This window comes from Cellulomonas xylanilytica (assembly GCF_007989805.1).
Lineage (GTDB): Bacteria > Actinomycetota > Actinomycetes > Actinomycetales > Cellulomonadaceae > Cellulomonas > Cellulomonas xylanilytica.
This window is the reverse complement of sequence record NZ_BJUB01000006.1, coordinates 36,746-55,002: the sequence shown is the minus strand read 5'-3', so window position 1 is coordinate 55,002 and position 18,257 is coordinate 36,746. Positions and strand designations below refer to the sequence as shown.

Here is an 18,257-nt window from a genome sequence, read left to right as displayed (position 1 = left end):
GCAACAGGCCTGGACGGTTCGCTGAGCGCGCCTGCGCTCAGCCCTTGTCGTGCGAGCGGTACTCGGTCGGGCTCATGCCGTGGACCCGGTGGAACTGGCGGGAGAAGTAGAGCGGGTCGCTGAACCCGACCTGGGCGGCCACGGACGCGACGGGCCGGTCGGTGGTGTCGAGGAGCTCGCGCGCGGTGCCCATGCGCAGACGGGTCTGGTACTCGAGCGCGCCGTAGCCGGTGGCTCGTCGGAACCGCGCGGAGTAGTGCGAGACGCTCAGCCCGGCCATGCCCGCGAGGTCGGCCAGGGGGATGCGGGTCGAGACGTTCGCGCGGAGGTGCTCGATCGTCGCCGCGACCGGGTCCGGCTGCTGCCGGCCGATCGTCCGCCGGTCGGCTGCCAGGAGCGCCAGCGCGTGCCAGGCGGCACCGGAGGACGCCAGGAGGCTGGCCATCGTCTCGTCGCGCTCCATGCGGCGCAGGATCGCGTCGACGAGGGAGATGACGGGGGCCGGGTCGCCGAGCCCGACGACCGGCTGGTCCGGCGTGGCGCCGGTCGCCGCCAGGAGGTCGGGTACCTGCTGACCCACCAGGTGCATCCACCAGATGGTCCAGGGCTCCTCGGCGTCCGCCTCGTAGCGGTGGGGCAGACCCGCGGGGATGACGAGCGCCTGGCCCGCGCGCACCTGGTGCACGCCCGACGGCAGCGTGCAGGTCCCGCGGCCCGCCGCGCACACGATCACGATGTGCTGCGGGGCGCCGTGCGTGCGGGCGCGCCCGTGGGTCGACGCGCGCGGGAAGTACCCGGCGTCGGTGACGAGCAGCTGGGACAGCGGTCGCGTCCGCAGTGCCTGCTCGACGAGCGGGCGGGGGAGCACGTGCATGCGCTGCCCCGGGAAGCCGTCACGTCGGCGGGGCGGCGTCTGCGGCACTGCGGTCATCGATTCGTCCATGTGTCTCGGAAGAATGCCCATTCTGCAGCATCCCGACCGGCACGTAGCGTCCTGCCCATGCTCGACGACGAGTCCCGCCTCGACCTCCCCGCCGTGCCCGCCCACCTCGTGGGTCGGGCGGTCGCCGCGTGGCGCCAGCCGGTCACCATCGACACCTACCTGCCGGAGCCGGCGGACCGGTACCCGGCGTTCCTGGAGAACCGCGTCTACCAGGGCTCGTCGGGCCGGGTGTACCCGCTGCCGTTCCACGAGCGCATCAGCCGCACCAAGGCGCCCCACGTCTGGGACGCGATCCACCTCGAGAACCCGTGGGTCCGGCTGATGATCCTGCCGGAGCTGGGGGGCCGCATCCACGTCGGGATGGACACCACCAACGGGTACGACTTCTTCTACCGCAACAACGTCATCAAGCCGGCGCTCGTCGGGCTCGCCGGCCCCTGGATCTCGGGCGGCGTCGAGCTCAACTGGCCGCAGCACCACCGCCCGGCGACGTTCCTGCCGGTCGAGGCGACGATCGAGCACGAGGCCGACGGGGCCGTGACGGTGTGGTGCTCCGACCACGACCCGTTCGCCCGCATGAAGGGCATGCACGGCATCCGCCTGCGTCCGGACTCGTCGGTGATCGAGCTGCGCGTGAGGCTGTTCAACCGCACGGACGAGGTGCAGACCTTCCTCTGGTGGGCCAACGTCGCGGCCGCCGTGAACGACGACTACCAGTCGTTCTTCCCGACCGACGTGCACGCCGTCGCCGACCACGCCAAGCGCGCCGTGACGGCGTTCCCCGCCGCCGACCGGCCGTACTACGGGATCGACTACCCGGCCCGGAAGGCTGGGGCGCACCCCGACAGTGCCCCCGACCCTGACCGGCTCGACTGGTACCGGAACATCCCGGTGCCCACGTCGTACATGGCGCTCGGGACGCAGGACGACTTCTTCGGCGGCTACGACCACGGCCGCCGTGCAGGCTTCGTGCACTGGGCCGACCACCAGGTCGCGCCCGGCAAGAAGCAGTGGACCTGGGGCACCGGCGCGTTCGGCAGGGCCTGGGACGCGAACCTCACCGACACCGACGGGCCGTACGTCGAGCTCATGGCCGGCGTCTTCACGGACAACCAGCCCGACTTCGCGTTCCTGGCGCCGGGCGAGACGAAGGCGTTCAGCCAGTACTGGTACCCGATCCGCGAGACCGGTCCGGTCCACCAGGCCAACCTCGAGGCGGCCGTCCGCCTCGACGTGACCCCGGGCGGCGCAGGCACCGCGACCACCGCCGTGCGGGTCGGGGTCGCGATGACGCAGGACCGCGCCGGTGTCGCCGTGCGCCTGACCGGGCCCGACGGTGCGACGCTCTGGCAGGTGGAGGCCGACTCGGGTCCGGATCGTCCGATCGTGCATGACCTGACGCTCGACGCCGCCTGGGCACCCGACGACCTGACGCTCGTCGTCGAGCACGGCGGTGCCGAGGTCATCGTGTGGCGACCCCGCGCGGTGCACGGCGCCCCGCCGATGCCCGAGCCTGCGCAGGAGCCGGCGGCGCCCGCCGACGTCCCGTCCGTCGACGAGCTGTACCTGATCGGCGTGCACCTCGACCAGTACCGGCACGCGACCCGCTCACCCGAGCCGTACTGGCTCGAGGCTCTGCGTCGCGACGAGGGCGACCACCGCTCGAACGTCGCGCTCGCCGCACGGCGCTGTTCGGCCGGCCGGTATGCCGAGGCGGAGCAGCACCTGCGCACGGCGCTCGCCCGCCTGACCCGGCTGAACCCGAACCCTGGCGACGGCGAGGCGACCTTCCGCCTCGGCCAGGTGCTCGCGCGCACCGGTCGCCCGGACGAGGCCGACGAGGCGTGGGGCAAGGCGCGGTGGAACCGGGCGTGGCGCGGTCCGGCGCTGCTGGCGATGGCACGGCTCGACGCCGCGCGCGGCAACGACCGTCCCGCCCTCGAGCACGCCCGGGAGGCCGCCGCCGACGCGGACAACCTGCAGGCGCAGGCGGTGCTCGTCGTCCTGCTGCGGCGCGCCGGCCGCGACGCCGAGGCGGACGCCGTGCTGGCGCGGGCGCTGGACCGCGACCCGCTCGACGTGTGGACGCGCGACCTGGCGGGTCAGGACGTCGCGACGGACGCCCCGACGCTGCTCGACGTCGCGCTCGAGTACGACTCGCTCGGTGCGTGGCCCGACGCGGTGCGGCTACTCGAGACCGCGGCCGAGGTCGAGCCTGCCCTCGGTCAGGTCGAGGTCCGGCCGCTCGTGCACCTGCACGCGGCACGGATCCTGCGGGCGGCCGGCGAGCACGACGACGCCGACCGGCACCGCGCGCTGGCGCGGACGGTGCCCGCCGTGCACTGCCTCGCGTCGCGCCTCGACGACGCGGACATGCTGCAGGCGCACGTCGAGCGGCACCCCGACGACGCCCGGGCCTGGGCGCTCCTCGGCCACTGGCTGTACTTCCAGCGCCGTCACCACGACGCGATCGCCGCCTGGTGCACGTCGACCGAGCTGGATCCGAGCGACCCGGTCGTGTGGCGCAACCGTGCGGTCGCGGCGTTCAACGTTCTGGGCGACCCGCAGGAGGCTCGGCGGCACTACGAGAGCGCGCTCGCGGTCGCACCCGGCGACCCCCGCCTGGTCTACGAGCGTGACCAGCTGGCCATGCGGTCGGGCGCGACGCCCGAGGAGCGCCTCGCCGTGCTCGTGGGCGAACGCGCGGCGGTCGACGCCCGCGACGACCTCGTCGTGGAGGTGGCGCAGCTGCGCACCGCGACGGGCACGCCCGAGGTCGCGCTCGAGCTCCTCCGAGGCCGCTGGTTCCAGCCGTGGGAGGGCGGCGAGGGGCAGGTGCTCTCGGCCTGGGACGAGGCACTGCTCGCGCTCGCCCGGCGCGCACTCGCCGCCGGTGACGGGCAGCGCGCGCTCGAGCACGTCGGCGCGGCCCTCGATACCCCGGCGAACCTCGGTGAGGCCCGGCACCCGCTGGCCACCACCGCCCAGCTGCACCTGGTGCGCGGCGACGCCCTCGCCGCGACGGGTGACGACGCGGGCGCCGCCGCCGCCTGGTCGCAGGCCGCCGGCTCGACGGGCGACTTCCAGGGCATGGCCCACGTCGAGCTCTCGGAGACGACCTGCTACGCGGTGCTGGCATTGCGCCGTCTCGGCGACGACGTCCGCGCCGACGCCCTGGTCGACGGCCTCGCCGCGCACGCGGAGACGCTCCGTTCGACGCCTGCGACGGTGGACTACTTCGCGACCTCGCTGCCGACCCTGCTGCTCTTCGAGGACGACCTGCAGGCCGCGCAGACGACGACGGCGATGCTGCTGGAGGCGCAGGTCGCGGCCCTGCGGGGTGACCTCGACGCCGCGGCGGCGCGCCTCGACGACGTGCTCGCCCGCGAGCCCGGCCGGCTGCGCGCCCTCGACCTCCGGCGGCAGCTGGCTCCGGCGTGAGGCGTGACGCGTCGCCGCTCGTGCCAGCATGGGGCGTGCTGAGCGTGAGCGTGATCGTCACCGCGTTCGACCAGGGCGAGCTGGTCGCCGAGGCGGTCGAGTCGGCCCTGGACCAGACCCGCGTCCCGGACGCCGTCATCGTGGTCGACGACGGCTCGACCGACGCCGGGTCGGTCGCGGTCATCGAGCGCCTCCAGGAAGACGCTCGCGTCCGGGTGCTGCGTCAGCCCAACCGCGGGGTCGGCGCGGCTCGGAACGCGGGGATCGCCGCCGCCGCCGGGACGGACGTCGTGGCGGTGCTGGACGGTGACGACCGCCTTGCGCCGACGTTCCTCGAGAGGACGGTCGCGGTCCTCGAGGACGACCCCGGCGCACGTGCCGCGTCGTCGTGGCTGCACGCGCACGGCGTGATCGACGCGGTGGTGCGGCCCGGCGGAGGGTCGGCCGTCGACTTCCTGCACCGCAACGCCTGCCCCGCGACCGCGGTCGTCCGCCGCGACGCGTGGCGTGCGTGCGGCGGGTACGACGAGGACATGCGCAGCGGGTTCGAGGACTGGGACTTCTTCCTGTCGCTCGTCGGCGACGGTGGGCACGTCACCGTCGTGCCGGAGCCGCTCGTCGAGTACCGGACGGCGCCCGCGTCGGCGAACGTCCGGTCCATGGACTCCCGGCTCGAGCTCTACGGCCGGCTCGTCGACAAGCACCGCGACGTCTTCGAGCGGCACCTGCGGGAGGTGCTGCTGGCGCTCGAGGCCCGCGCCATCGACGCCGCCGGTCGGTGGGAGGACCTCGTGGCCGCGGACCCGTCGCTGCCGGTCGGGGAGGTCACGTACGGCGACGGTGGCATGGCTGCGGCCGTCCGGATCGCCGTGCGCCGGGGGTAGGCCGGCGACGGCGCGGCCCGGGTTCAGCGCGGAGGGGGTCCGGTGCTCGCCCGGACGATGAGCTCCGTGGGCACGACCGTCAGGGCTGGTGGCGGGACGGACCGCAGGCGGAGCTGTCCGACGACGAGCGTGATGAGCGCGCGGCCGATGGCGTGGAAGTCCTGCCGGACGGTCGTCAGGGGCGGTGACGTCCAGCCGGCGACGGCGATGTCGTCGAAGCCCACCACGGACACGTCGTCCGGGACGCGGCGGCCGGCCTCGTGCAGCGCCCGCACCAGGCCGAGCGCCATCTCGTCGTTGGCGCAGAAGACGGCGGTGACCTCGGGGTCGGCCGCCAGCCGCCGTCCCGCCTCGTACCCGTCGTGCGCGCTCCAGTCCCCGTACACCGGCTCGGGTGGACGGATCCCCGCCTCCAGGAGGCAGCGGCGCCACGTCCCGCTGCGGACGAGGGCGTGCTCCGAGTCCTGCGGCCCGGCGAGGTGGTGCACGGTGCGGTGCCCCAGGCCGAGCAGGTGGCGGACCGCATCCTCGCTGCCCTGCACCTGGTCGGCGGAGACGGTGGGGTAGTGGCCCGCGAACTTGGAGAAGGACACCGCCACCGGCATGCCGGTGGGGAGCGCCAGCGTCGCCGGCGACGCCTGCTCGGCCCGCATGATGACGAGGCCGTCGATGGCCTGGTGCGAGATGCGGTGCGCTGCGTTGTCCCAGCTCTCGCGAGCGGGGTTGCGCACGTGCAGGAGCGTGACCGAGTAGTCCTCGAGCGCGGCGGCCTCGACCAGGGCCTCGGCGGTGAGGGCCTCACCGGTGCGCTGGAAGCCGGTCGACAGCACCCCGATGGCGCCGAACGTGCCGTTCCGCAGCGCCTGGGCCGCCCGGTTCGGCGAGTAGCCGAGCTGGTCCATGGCGAGCACGACCTTGGCGCGGGTGCTCGGCCGGACCGAGTCGGCGCCGGTCGAGACGCGCGAGACCGTCTGGGGCGAGACGCCGGCAAGACGCGCGACGTCGCCGATCGACGGACCTGAGCGGCGGCGGCCAGGTGCTGACGCGGTTGTCATGGCGAGATGCTAGTGCGGAAACGCCATGGTGACGTCACCAAACGTCGAAGGTGTGTGTCGGACCGTTACCAAAGCGTCGCTTTACGAATCGGGACGCGCTGCTATGGTGACGTCACCAAACGCGCCCTCGGGGGTCGAGCGACACGGGTGTCGCTCACGGTCGATGTCGACCAGACCCTCACGGTGCGGAGCTGGCAGACCGCCTCAACTGAGCACGGCGCACGACCTCCAACAGCACAGTCGACCTGTCCCGTCCAACCGCCGCGACGTCGCGCCGGGCGAGCGGGAGCCGGCGGCTCGGCGAGAGCCGGCGACGGTCCACGGGACGACCAACAGCACGAAGGGATCACCCGATGAAGAAGACACGCACGCTCGGGGCGCTGGGCGCCGTCATGACGCTGAGCCTCGCTCTCGCCGCCTGCAGCGGCGGGGACGGCGGTTCGGGCGGGGACGAGACGGGTGGCGGGGGCGCCGAGGACAACACCCTGACGGTCTGGGCCTGGGACCCGGCCTTCAACATCTACGCCCTCGAGGAGGCCGAGAAGGTCTTCCAGGCCGACAACCCGGACTTCAAGCTCGAGATCGTCGAGACGCCATGGGAGGACGTGCAGACCAAGCTGACGACGCTCGCCCAGTCGGGCGAGACGGACCAGCTGCCCGACATCTTCCTCATGCAGAACAACGCGTTCCAGAAGAACGTCATCAACTACCCGGACATCTTCGCCGACTTCGCGGACTCGGACGTGGACTTCAGCGAGTTCCCCGAGTCCGTCGTGGCGTACTCCACGTACGAGGACGTCAACTACGGGGTGCCGTTCGACAACGGCACCGCGATCGGCGCGTACCGGACGGACATCCTCGAGCAGGCCGGCTACACGGTCGACGACTTCACCGACATCACGTGGGACGAGTTCCTCACCATCGGCAAGGACGTGCTGGCCAAGACCGGCAAGCCGATGCTCACGGGTCAGGCCGGCTCCGCCGACACGATCATGATGATGCTGCAGAGCGCCGGCGCGAGCCTGTTCGACGACGAGGGCAACCCGACCATCACCGACAACGAGGCGCTGCTGGCGGCCATCGACATGTACGGGCAGATGGTCGAGGCGGGCGTCTTCGTCGAGGTCAACTCCTGGGACGAGTACATCAACACGATCGTGAACTCGAACACGGCCGGCGTCGTCAACGGCGTCTGGATCTCCGGCTCCATCCAGTCGGCCGCGGACCAGTCCGGCAAGTGGGCGGTGACCAACGTCCCGAAGCTCGATGGCGTCGACGGCGCGACCAACTACACGGCGAACGGCGGCTCGTCCTGGGCGATCACGCCGAACGGCAACGAGGCGCTCGCCGCCGACTTCCTGGACGCGACGTTCGCCGGCTCGACCGACTTCTACGACACGATCCTCCCGGCCTCCGGCGCGCTCGCCAACTGGCTGCCGGCGGGTGAGTCGGAGGTGTACAGCGAGCCGCAGGAGTTCTTCGGCGGGCAGCCGATCTACGCCGACGTCCTGAAGTTCGCCGCGGAGGTGCCCAGCAACAACACGGGTGCGTACTACTACGAGGGACGTGACGCCGTGAGCGTCGCCATCACCAACATCGTCAACGGCACGGACCCGGAGGCGGCGCTCGCGGAGGCGCAGTCGACCGTCGAGTTCGCCATGGGGTGATCCCAGGGCGGGCGGCGGAGGTTCCTCCACGCCTCCGCCGCCCGCTTCCCTCCCAGTCCGTCACCGGCGAAGAAGAGGTGAGCTGATCGTGTCTGCTCCCACCGCACCAACCGAGGACCGCGCTCCGAGCGCACCTCCCCCCGGGACGAAGGAGTCCTCGGGCCGTTCGAAGCGGGTACCCCTGTCGGCGATAGCGCGCCGCCGGAGCCTGACGGGGTGGACGTTCCTCATCCCCGCCGCAGCCCTCATCGTGCTGGTCAACTTCTGGCCGATGATCCAGGCGCTGTTCCTGTCGCTGCAGACAGGACGCGGGACCCGGCTGACCTGGGCAGAGCCCCTGTGGCTGAACTACCAGCGGCTGTTCGAGGACGAGACGTTCCGGCTCACGATGAGCACGACGTTCATCTACCTGATCATCCAGGTGCCGATCATGCTGTGCCTCGCGATGGTGCTGGCGAACCTGCTCAACGCGCCGTGGCTGAGGTTCAAGGGCTTCTGGCGGACGGCGATCTTCCTGCCCTGCGCGGTCGGCCTGGTGTCGTACGCGCTGGTGTTCCGGCAGATCTTCGCGACGGACGGCCTCGCCAACGACCTGCTCATCCGGTTCGGGCTGCTGGACGCCAACGTCAACTGGCTCGGCCAGACGGGCACGGCCCGGATGGTGATCATCCTGGGCCTGCTGTGGCGGTGGACCGGCTACAACATGATCTTCTTCCTGGCCGCGCTGCAGAACATCGACCGGTCGACGCTGGAGGCTGCTCGCGTCGACGGCGCCAACGGGTTCAAGACGTTCTGGTACGTCACCATGCCGCAGCTCAAGCCGATCATCCTGCTCTGCGCGATCCTGTCGACCAACGGGACGCTGCAGATGTTCGACGAGTCCTACAACCTGACCAACGGTGGCCCGGGCAACACGACGATGACGGTGTCGCACTACCTGTACAACGTGTCGTTCCGGAACAGCCCGAACTTCGGGTACGCGGCTGCAATCTCCTACGCGATCCTCATCATCGTGGCCATCCTGGCCGCCATCCAGCTGAAGGTGGGCGACAAGCGTGACTAAGACTCAGCTCCGCCGGATCCCCGCGTACGTGTTCTTGTCCGTCGCCGTCCTCCTGTCGGTCTTCCCGCTCTACTTCATGGCCGTCTCGGCGACGAACACGAGCAACGAGGTCGTGGCGTCGAAGCTGCTGCCGGGCGGCCACCTCCTCGAGAACTTCCGGACGCTGGTCGACTCCCAGCCGCTGGGGTCGGCGTTCTACCACTCGTCGGTGAACGCCATCGCGACGACCGTGCTCGCGCTGATCCTGTGCTCGATCGCCGGGTACGCGTTCGAGATCTACCACTCGCGGGCGAAGGACGCCGTCATGGCGATCCTGCTCCTGGCGATCATGATCCCGTTCGCGGCGACGATGATCCCGTTGTTCCGGCTCTTCGCGCAGATGGGACTCGTGAACTCGACGTTCGCGGTCATCGTGCCCCTGATCGCGACGCCGTTCCTCATCCTGCTGTTCCGGCAGGCGTCGCGGACGTTCCCGCACGAGATCATCGAGGCGGCGCGCCTCGACGGCCTCGGCGAGGTGAGCATCTTCGCGCGCATCTACCTGCCGACCATGAAGCCCACCCTCGCTGCCGCGGGAGTCATCACCTTCCTGTTCTCCTGGAACAACTTCCTGTGGCCGAAGGTGATCCTCGTCGACAACGCGTACCAGACCTTGCCGATGCTGCTCTCGAACATGCGCGCCGGGTACGTCACCGACTACGGGAGCCTCATGCTCGCCGTGCTCATCGTGTCGGTGCCGACGATGGTCGTGTTCCTGCTGCTGCAGCGCAGCTTTGCCGAAGGCGTGACAGGAGCCATCAAGTGACGTTCGACCTCAACCGCATCTGCGACCCCGAGCTCGTCTCGGAGAACCGGCTCGACCCGCACTCGGACCACCGGTGGTTCGCCTCCTCGCAGGAGCCGGCGACCGGGACGAGCTCCTTCGAGCAGTCGCTCAACGGGCTGTGGAAGCTGCACTACGCCAAGAGCCCCGCGCTCGTGGTCCCCGGCTTCGAGCGGGTGGACGTCGACGACTCCGGTTGGGACGACGTGCCGGTGCCGGCCCACATCCAGCTGCTCGGCTACGACCGTCCGCAGTACACCAACGTGCAGTACCCGTGGGACGGGTACGAGCAGCTCGAGCCGGGGCAGGTTCCCCAGCGGTACAACCCCGTGGCGACGTACCGCCGGACGTTCACCCTCGAGCACCCGCTCGAGGACGGCGAGCGGCTGAGCGTGAGCTTCCACGGTGCGGAGAGCGCTGTCGCCGTCTGGCTGAACGGCTCCTACGTGGGCTACGGGACGGACTCGTTCACCCCGTCGGAGTTCGACCTCACCGACGCCCTGGTCGACGGCGAGAACGTGATCGTGGCCCAGGTGGTCCGGTGGAGCGCCGGGTCGTGGATCGAGGACCAGGACTTCTTCCGGTTCTCGGGCCTGTTCCGGGACGTCGTCCTGTACCGCCGGCCCCGCGTGCACGTCGAGGACCTCCGGGTGGTGACCGACGTCGCCGACGACCTCTCCGAGGTGACCGTGCGCGTGCGCGTGGTCCTGGCGGGCGACGGCAGGGTAGAGGCCAGCATCGCCGGTGCCGGACAGCTCGCCGGCGACGACGAGCTCGTCGTCCGCATCGAGAACCCGCGGCTGTGGAGTGCGGAGGACCCGTACCTCCACGACCTCACGCTCGACGTCTACGACGCGTCGGGCCGCCTCACCGAGCACGTCCCGGTGCGGGTCGGTGTACGACGGTTCGGCATCGAGGACGGCCTGCTCAAGGTCAACGGTGCGCGCGTCGTCTTCAACGGGGTCAACCGGCACGACTTCGGCCTCCAGGGTCGCGTGATGACCCGCGAGCAGACCGAGGCCGACGTCCGGCTCATGAAGCGGCTGAACATCAACGCGGTGCGGACCAGCCACTACCCGAACAACTCGTACTTCTACGAGCTGTGCGACGAGTACGGGCTGTACGTCATCGACGAGATGAACCTCGAGTCGCACGGCATGTGGGACCTGATCAGGTACGCGGGGGCCGGGACCGACGTGGCGCTGCCCGGGGACCGCGCCGAGTGGCTGCCCACCCTGCTCGACCGCGCCGCGAGCATGCTCGAGCGGGACAAGAACCACGCGAGCGTCGTCCTGTGGTCGTGCGGCAACGAGTCGTTCGGCGGCACCGGCATCCTCGAGGTCGCGGAGTACTTCCGTCGGCAGGACTCCCGGCCCGTGCACTACGAAGGTGTCCACTGGGACCCGCGCTACCCGCAGACGACCGACGTCGTCTCACGGATGTACGCGCCGGCGGCCGAGATCGAGGAGTTCCTCGCGACGCACCGCGACAAGCCCTACCTGCTGTGCGAGTACGCGCACGCGATGGGCAACTCGTTCGGGGCCGTCCACAAGTACGTCGACCTCGCCTACCGGGAGCCGCTGTTCCAGGGCGGGTTCATCTGGGACTTCGCGGACCAGGCGCTGCGGCGCACCGACCCCGCCGGCCGGGAGTACTTCGGGTACGGGGGTGACTTCGGTGACGCGCCGCACGACTCGGACTTCAGCGGCAACGGCATCGTCTTCGCCGACCGGTCCCTCAAGCCGCTCGCCCAGGAGGTGCGCTACCTCTACCAGGGCTACCGGTTGTCGGTGAGCGCCGACAAGGTGACGGTCGAGAACCGGCACCTGGCCACCGCGTCGTCGGTGCACGAGTGCGTGGTCACCGTCGCCCGCGAGGGGCGCGTGCTGCAGGAGGAGGTGCTGGACACGGCCGTCGCCCCGGGCGACTCGCAGGTCTACGCGCTCCCGGTCACGGTGCCGAGCGCACCCGGGGAGTACACCGTCGACGTGTCCTTCCGGCTCCGCCGCACCACGCGCTGGGCGTCCGCCGGGCACGAGGTGGCGCACGACCAGACGGTCGTGGTCGTCGAGGGCTCCGTGCCGGCGCGCCGGGCGCCCGCACCCGAGGTCGTCCACGGCATCCACAACGTGGGCGTCCGGGGGCGCCACTTCACCGCGCTGTTCTCGCGGCTGCACGGGGGGCTGCTGTCCTACCGCTACGGGCTCACGCCGGACGGTGGCCGGGAGCTGCTGCGCTCGGTGCCGCGACCGAGCTTCTGGCACGCACCCACCTCCAACGAGCACGGGTGGGGGGCACCGGCACTCGACGGCGCCTGGCTGCTCGCCAGCCGGTACGCGTCGGCCGTCCGGGGCCCGGACCAGCCCGCGGTCGAGCAGACGGACGCGGGGGTCCTGATTCGCTTCCGGTACGAGCTGCCCGCTGCCGCGGGGGAGTGCGAGCTCTCCTACCTCGTGGACGGTGACGGTCGCGTCGAGGTGACCCTCACGGTGCGACCCGGTGCGGGGCTGTCGGACATGCCCGAGCTGGGACTCCTGCTGGCGACCGACCACGCGTTCCACCGCCTGCGCTGGTACGGGGACGGGCCCGAGGAGTCGTACGTCGACCGCCGGGCCGGCGCCCGGCTGGGGGTGTGGGAGGCGGACGTGCGCACCGCGCTCACGCCGTACCTGCGCCCGCAGGAGGCGGGCAGCCGCACCGGCGTGCGCTGGGCGACCGTGACGGACGAGCGGGGGGCCGGGCTGCGGCTGGAGTCGGACCAGGGCATGGAGCTGTCGGCCCTGCCGTGGACGCCGTTCGAGATCGAGAACGCGGCCCACCACACCGAGCTGCCGCCGATCTACCAGACGATCCTGCGGCCGGCGCTGCAGCGTCGTGGGGTGGGTGGCGACGACTCCTGGGGTGCGCAGACCCATGCCGAGTACCGGCTGCCCACGGACAGCGAGCTGACGTTCCGGTTCGCCTTCCGGGGGCTCCTCTAGACGCGTCTCCGCAGGCGCAGCACCACCACCACGGAGAGACGACCCATGGCTGTGCAGCACGACCGAGTGCGCTTCGGCGCGGCGTACTACTACGAGTACGCGGGTCCGGGGCAGGACCCGGAGCCGGAGACGCTGGAGCGCGACCTCGACCTCATGCAGGCCGCGTCGTTCTCGGTGATCCGGGTGGGGGAGTCGGTCTGGTCCACCTGGGAGCCGGACGAGGGCAGGTTCGAGCTGGACTGGCTCGAGCCCGTCCTCGACGGAGCGCTGGCCCGGGGGATCGACGTCGTGATCGGCACGCCGACCTACGCGCTGCCGCCGTGGATGGTCCGGCGCTACCCCGAGGTCGCCGGTGAGGACCGCACGGGCAGCCGGATGGGCTGGGGAGCCCGGCAGGAGGCGGACTTCACGCACCCCGTCTTCCGGTTCTACGCCGACCGGATCCTGCGCAAGATCGTCGAGCGCTACCGCGACCACCCGGCCGTGATCGGCTTCCAGGTGGACAACGAGCCCGGGCTGCACCTGCTGCACAACCACGGGGTGTTCCAGCGGTTCGTCGACCACCTCCGGCACACGTACGGCGACGTCGAGACCCTGAACCGGGAGTGGGGGCTGGTCTACTGGTCGCACCGGCTCTCGTCGTGGGCGGACCTGTGGACCCCGGACGGCAACGCCCAGCCGCAGTACGACCTCGCGTGGCGCGAGTTCCAGGCGGCCCTGACCACCGAGATGATCGCGTGGCAGGCCGCAGCGGTCCGCGAGCTCGCCCGGTCCGACCAGTTCGTCACCACCTGCATCTCCTACGAGCGCCCGGCCCTCGAGGACGCCGACCTCGCCGCCGTCCTCGACGTGACGAGCGGGAACCCGTACTACCGGATGCAGGACGGGCTCGCGCACCCCAGCACGGCGGTCGTGCCGCAGTACTGGACGACCACCGGCACCTGGGCGCTGTTCCAGGTCGCCGACGTGATGTTCTCGAGTCGCGGCGAAGCGTTCCTGGTGACCGAGACGGACGCCTCGGCGATCGGCGGGCCGAGCACCAACTACCCGGCGTACCCCGGCCAGTGGCGCCAGGCTGCCTGGGCGCTGGTCTCCCGGGGCGCGCGGATGGTCGAGTACTGGCACTGGCACACTCTGCACTACGGCGCCGAGACGTACTGGGGCGGCGTCCTGCCGCACAGCGGGCGCCCGGGCCGGGCCTACGACGAGATCGCGCGACTGGGTGCCGAGCTCGCCCGGGGCGGCGGCGCGATCGCCGACGCGACGCCCGACGCCGACATCGCGATCCTGAGCTCGACGAAGGCACGGTTCGCGCTCGCGGCCCAGCCGCCGCTGCAGCTCGACGACGGCACCGGGGACCGCGACAGCTACCCGCGGATCGTCTCGGCCTTCTACCGGGGCGCGTTCGATGCCGGGCTCCAGGCGCGCGTGGTGCGCCCGCGCCACCTCCTCGACGACGAGCCGGCGCAGGCCGCCCGCACGCACCCCGTCCTCGTGGCGGCGGGCTTCTACCCGGCCTCCGACCGCGACCTCGACTGGCTCCGCCGGTACGCGGAGGCCGGCGGGCACCTGGTCGTCGGACCGCGGACGGGGTACGCGGACGACGAGGCACGCGCCCGGGCCGAGATCCAGCCCGCACGCCTGGCCGAGCCGGCCGGGGCCTGGTACGACGAGTTCTCCAACCTCGACGAGCCGGTCCCGGTGCGCGGGTCCGCCGAGCTCCCGCTCGACGGGGGTGCGGCGGCGACGGCGTGGGCGGAGTGCCTCGTCGCGGACGGCGCCGACGTCCTCGCCACCTACGACCACCCGCACCTGGGGGCCTGGGCGGCGGTCACCACGCGGGCTTACGGCGCCGGTCGGGTGACGGTCGTCGGCACCGTGCCGGACCCGGCGCTCGCCCGTGACCTCGCCCGCTGGCTCGTGCCGACCCCGCTCGCCGGCTGGTCCGACCTGCCACCGAGCGTCACCGTCCACAGCTCGACCCGACCCGACGGCGCGCGCGTGCACGTCGTCCACAACTGGTCCTGGGAGGCCACCGTGGTCACCGTCCCTACCGACCTCGACGTCGTCGCCGCACCGCACGGGTCCTCGCCGACCCTGACCCGGTTCGCCGAGGGCGACACCGTCACCCTCGGCGCGTGGGACGTCCTCGTGGCGGTGGCCCGGTGACCGCGCGCTGGACCGGCCCGTGGCCCACCGAGGGCATCGCCTTCGGAGCGGACTACAACCCGGAGCAGTGGCCGGAGGAGGTCTGGGCGGACGACGTTGCGCTCATGCGGGAGGCCGGCGTGACGCTGGTCAGCCTCGGTATCTTCTCCTGGGGGCAGCTGGAGCCGGCGCAGGGGGTGTTCGACTTCGGGTGGCTCGACCGGATCATCGACCTCCTGCACGAGAACGGGATCGGGGTCGACCTGGCCACGCCCAGCGCGGCACCGCCGGTGTGGCTGCACCTGGCGCACCCCGAGATGCTGCCCGTCGACGCGGACGGCCTGCGGCTCACGCACGGGAGCCGCGAGTCCTGGTGCGTCTCGTCACCGATCATCCGGCACCACGCCACCCGGATCGCGCGCGTGATCGCGGAGCGGTACGGCCACCACCCCGCGGTGCGGATGTGGCACGTCTCCAACGAGCTGGCCTGCCACAACGGGCGCTGCTACTGCGACGTGTCGGCGGCCGCGTTCCGCGACTGGCTGGGCAAGGAGTACGCCGACATCGACGCGCTCAACCTGGCGTGGGGGACGGCGTTCTGGGGACAGCGCTACGCGAGCTTCGACCAGATCCTGCCGCCGCGCCGGACCACCACCATCGCGAACCCGGGCCAGCGGCTGGACTTCGAGCGGTTCTCCTCGGACGCGTTCGTCGCGCACCTCGAGGCCGAGGCGGCCGTCCTGCGCGAGGTCACGCCGCACCTGCCGGTGACCACCAACTACATGGTCATGGGCGACTTCCACCAGATCGACTACACGCAGACCACGCCGCTGGTCGACATCGTGTCCAACGACCACTACCTGTCGGCCGAGGACCCCCGGGGCTGGGCGGAGCTGGCGTTCAGCGCCGACCGCGTCCGGGGTCTCGCCGGTGGCGAGCCGTGGGTGCTGATGGAGCACTCCACGAGCGCGGTCAACTGGCAGCCGCGCAACCTCGCCAAGGAGCCGGGGCAGCTGCTGCGCAACTCGCTGCAGCACGTGGCCCGCGGCTCGGACGGCGTGCTGTTCTTCCAGTGGCGGCAGTCCCGGGCCGGTGCCGAGAAGTACCACTCCGGGATGGTCCCGCACGCCGGTCGGGACTCCCAGCTGTTCCGGGACGTCGTCGAGCTCGGCGCGACCCTCGGTCGCCTCGCCGAGGTGCGGGGGAGCCGGGTCGAGCAGGCTCGCGTGGCGCTCCTGTGGGACACGCAGGCGTGGTGGGCCGCCGAGCTCGAGGCGCACCCCACCGTCGACCTGCGCTACCTCGACCTCGCTCGGCGCCTGCACGGTGCGCTGGTCGACGCGGGGGTCGCGGTGGACGTCCTGCCCGCCGGGACGGCGCTCGACGGCTACGACGTCGTCCTGGTACCGACGCTCTACCTCGCGCCGCAGGACCTGTCGGACCGGCTGACCGACGTCGTGGATCGCGGCGGCCAGGTGCTGGTCTCGTACTTCTCGGGCATCGTCGACGCCTCCGACCGGGTCCTCCTGGGCGGGTACCCCGGGGCGTTCCGGGACCTGCTGGGGGTGCGCGTGGAGGAGTTCGCGCCCCTGGCCGCCGAGGGGACCACGACGCTGAGCGACGGGAGCACCGGCGAGGTCTGGACCGAGCGGATGACGTCGTCAGGAGCAGAGGTCATCGCGACCTACCTCGACGGGCCGTCGGTCGGCGGTCCCGCGGTCACGCGCCGGGACACGCCGTCGGGCGGTGCCGCCTGGTACCTGTCGACCCGCCTCGACGACCCGTCGCTCGCCGACCTGCTCGGACGCGTGCTAGCTGCGGCGGGCGTGTCGTCGCTCGTCCCGTCGCCGGGTGGCCTGGAGGTCGTCCGTCGCACGAGTGGTTCCGGGAGCTGGCTGTTCGCGCTCAACCACACGAGCATCGACCTGCCTCTGCACGTCTCCGGCCACGACCTCGTGGCCGACCGGCGGCACGAGGCGGGGACCGACGTCCCCGCGCGGGGGGTCGTCGTCGTCCGGGAGGACTGAGCCGGGGTGGCCGTCCCGACGTGGATCGGGACGCCGTTCCCCTAGAGTCTCGTGCGATGGGACCCACCGCGCCGCGCAAGCGCCCGACGATCCGTGACGTCGCGGCTGCGGCCGGCGTGTCCCGGGGCACGGTCTCGCGCGTCATCAACGGTGGGCACTGGGTGTCGCCGGACTCGCTCGCAGCCGTCCAGGAGGCGATCCGGACCACCGGCTACTCCGCCAACCTGCACGCCCGCAGCCTGGTCACCGGACGGTCGAACTCGGTGGCGTTCCTGCTCACCGAGCCGCAGCACCTGCTGTTCGAGGACCCGAACTTCTCGATCCTCCTGCGGGGAGCCGCCCGGGCGCTGGCCGCACGCGGCATGCCGCTGCTGCTCATGGTCGCGGGCACCCACGAGGAGCAGACGCAGGTCTCGTCCTACGTCGGCGCCGGGCACGTCGACGGCGTCCTGGCGATCTCCTCGCACAGCGGCAACCCCCTGCTCGACGCGCTGGTCCGGCAGGGCATCCCGATGATCTCCTGCGGCATCCCGCTCGGGTTCGAGGGGAGCCTCGGCTATGTCGCCGCCGACGACCTCGGCGGCGGGCGGCGGATGACGCGGCACCTGCTGGACATCGGCCGCACCAGGATCGCGACGGTCACCGGGCCGCTGGACACCCCCGGGGGAAGGCTTCGGCTCCAGGGCTACCGCGACGAGCTCGGGTCGCTCTACGACGAGTCGCTCGTGGCGCACGCCGACTACTCGCGCGACGGTGGCGCGGCAGGGATGCGGACGCTCCTCGAACGCCGTCCCGACCTCGACGCGGTCTTCGTGGGCTCGGACCTGATGGCGACGGGCGCGCTGCAGGTGCTGCGCGAGGCCGGCCGACGCGTCCCGGCGGACGTCGCGGTCGGGGGCTTCGACGACTCCGGGCTCGCCGCGACGCTCGACCCGCCGCTGACCACCATGCGGCAGCCGCTGGAACGTATCGCCGGCGAGATGGTGCGCCTGCTGATCGAGCTGATCGAGGGCGGAGAGCCGGCTGCCGTCACGCTGCCCACCTCGCTCGTCGTGCGCGCGAGCACCGGGTCGGTCGCACCCACGCCGTCCTGAGGAGCCGCACCCGCGCGAGGTCATCCGCCGGGCTGTCCGCCTCACCACGTCGACGCCCTTGACCGGACGACTGTGCACGCTCCCACGCCGATCGGGCATACACGGCATCTTGACGCGCGCTCTGAGCCGCT

General features: G+C 71.9%; 11 protein-coding genes. 9 read left to right on the top strand and 2 right to left on the bottom strand.

The window, feature by feature from the left end; genetic code table 11:
- Positions 1–37: 37 nt before the first annotated feature.
- Complete coding sequence (locus CXY01_RS10335; protein WP_146927354.1) at positions 38–931, bottom strand: AraC family transcriptional regulator; 894 nt, start codon at positions 929–931, stop codon at positions 38–40.
- A 69-nt stretch (positions 932–1,000) separates the two neighbouring features.
- Here CXY01_RS10335 and CXY01_RS10330 point away from each other — a divergent pair, with 69 nt between their 5' ends.
- Complete coding sequence (locus tag CXY01_RS10330) at positions 1,001–4,384, top strand: DUF5107 domain-containing protein (protein ID WP_146927353.1); 3,384 nt, start codon at positions 1,001–1,003, stop codon at positions 4,382–4,384.
- 44 nt (positions 4,385–4,428) lie between these two features.
- Complete coding sequence (locus tag CXY01_RS10325) at positions 4,429–5,268, top strand: glycosyltransferase family 2 protein (RefSeq protein WP_246125235.1); 840 nt, start codon at positions 4,429–4,431, stop codon at positions 5,266–5,268.
- Between the two features lie 23 nt (positions 5,269–5,291).
- Here CXY01_RS10325 and CXY01_RS10320 read toward each other — a convergent pair whose 3' ends face one another.
- Positions 5,292–6,323 (bottom strand): LacI family DNA-binding transcriptional regulator, encoded by a 1,032-nt coding sequence (locus CXY01_RS10320; protein ID WP_146927351.1) that lies wholly within the window; start codon positions 6,321–6,323, stop codon positions 5,292–5,294.
- 353 nt (positions 6,324–6,676) lie between these two features.
- On the opposite strand from CXY01_RS10320, the gene CXY01_RS10315 reads away from it, so the two are divergent.
- From CXY01_RS10315 to CXY01_RS10285, 7 genes are all read left to right on the top strand, one after another.
- Positions 6,677–7,990, top strand: coding sequence for an ABC transporter substrate-binding protein (locus tag CXY01_RS10315; RefSeq protein WP_146927350.1), 1,314 nt, complete (start codon positions 6,677–6,679; stop codon positions 7,988–7,990).
- Positions 7,991–8,078: 88 nt separating this feature from the next.
- On the top strand, positions 8,079–9,053 hold the full coding sequence (locus tag CXY01_RS10310) for a carbohydrate ABC transporter permease (protein WP_246125233.1): 975 nt from the start codon (positions 8,079–8,081) through the stop codon (positions 9,051–9,053).
- Positions 9,046–9,858 (top strand): carbohydrate ABC transporter permease, encoded by an 813-nt coding sequence (locus CXY01_RS10305; RefSeq protein WP_246125232.1) that lies wholly within the window; start codon positions 9,046–9,048, stop codon positions 9,856–9,858. The genes CXY01_RS10310 and CXY01_RS10305 overlap by 8 nt, the downstream gene beginning before the upstream one ends.
- Positions 9,855–12,857 (top strand): beta-galactosidase, LacZ type, encoded by a 3,003-nt coding sequence (gene lacZ / locus CXY01_RS10300; protein ID WP_146927349.1) that lies wholly within the window; start codon positions 9,855–9,857, stop codon positions 12,855–12,857. The genes CXY01_RS10305 and lacZ overlap by 4 nt, the downstream gene beginning before the upstream one ends.
- 45 nt (positions 12,858–12,902) lie before the next feature.
- Positions 12,903–15,026, top strand: coding sequence for a beta-galactosidase (locus tag CXY01_RS10295; RefSeq protein ID WP_146927348.1), 2,124 nt, complete (start codon positions 12,903–12,905; stop codon positions 15,024–15,026).
- Complete coding sequence (locus CXY01_RS10290; protein ID WP_246125231.1) at positions 14,996–17,032, top strand: beta-galactosidase; 2,037 nt, start codon at positions 14,996–14,998, stop codon at positions 17,030–17,032. The genes CXY01_RS10295 and CXY01_RS10290 overlap by 31 nt, the downstream gene beginning before the upstream one ends.
- 56 nt (positions 17,033–17,088) lie before the next feature.
- On the top strand, positions 17,089–18,126 hold the full coding sequence (locus tag CXY01_RS10285) for a LacI family DNA-binding transcriptional regulator (RefSeq protein ID WP_146927347.1): 1,038 nt from the start codon (positions 17,089–17,091) through the stop codon (positions 18,124–18,126).
- Positions 18,127–18,257 lie beyond the last annotated feature (131 nt).

What these genes read in the sequence shown, in the direction of transcription:
- CXY01_RS10335 (WP_146927354.1), bottom strand. Translation starts at nt 931, where the DNA reads ATGACCGCAGTGCCGCAGACGCCGCCCCGCCGACGTGACGGCTTCCCG.
- CXY01_RS10320 (WP_146927351.1), bottom strand. Translation starts at nt 6,323, where the DNA reads ATGACAACCGCGTCAGCACCTGGCCGCCGCCGCTCAGGTCCGTCGATC.
- CXY01_RS10330 (WP_146927353.1), top strand. Translation starts at nt 1,001, where the DNA reads ATGCTCGACGACGAGTCCCGCCTCGACCTCCCCGCCGTGCCCGCCCAC.
- CXY01_RS10285 (WP_146927347.1), top strand. Translation starts at nt 17,089, where the DNA reads ATGGGACCCACCGCGCCGCGCAAGCGCCCGACGATCCGTGACGTCGCG.
- CXY01_RS10315 (WP_146927350.1), top strand. Translation starts at nt 6,677, where the DNA reads ATGAAGAAGACACGCACGCTCGGGGCGCTGGGCGCCGTCATGACGCTG.
- CXY01_RS10295 (WP_146927348.1), top strand. Translation starts at nt 12,903, where the DNA reads ATGGCTGTGCAGCACGACCGAGTGCGCTTCGGCGCGGCGTACTACTAC.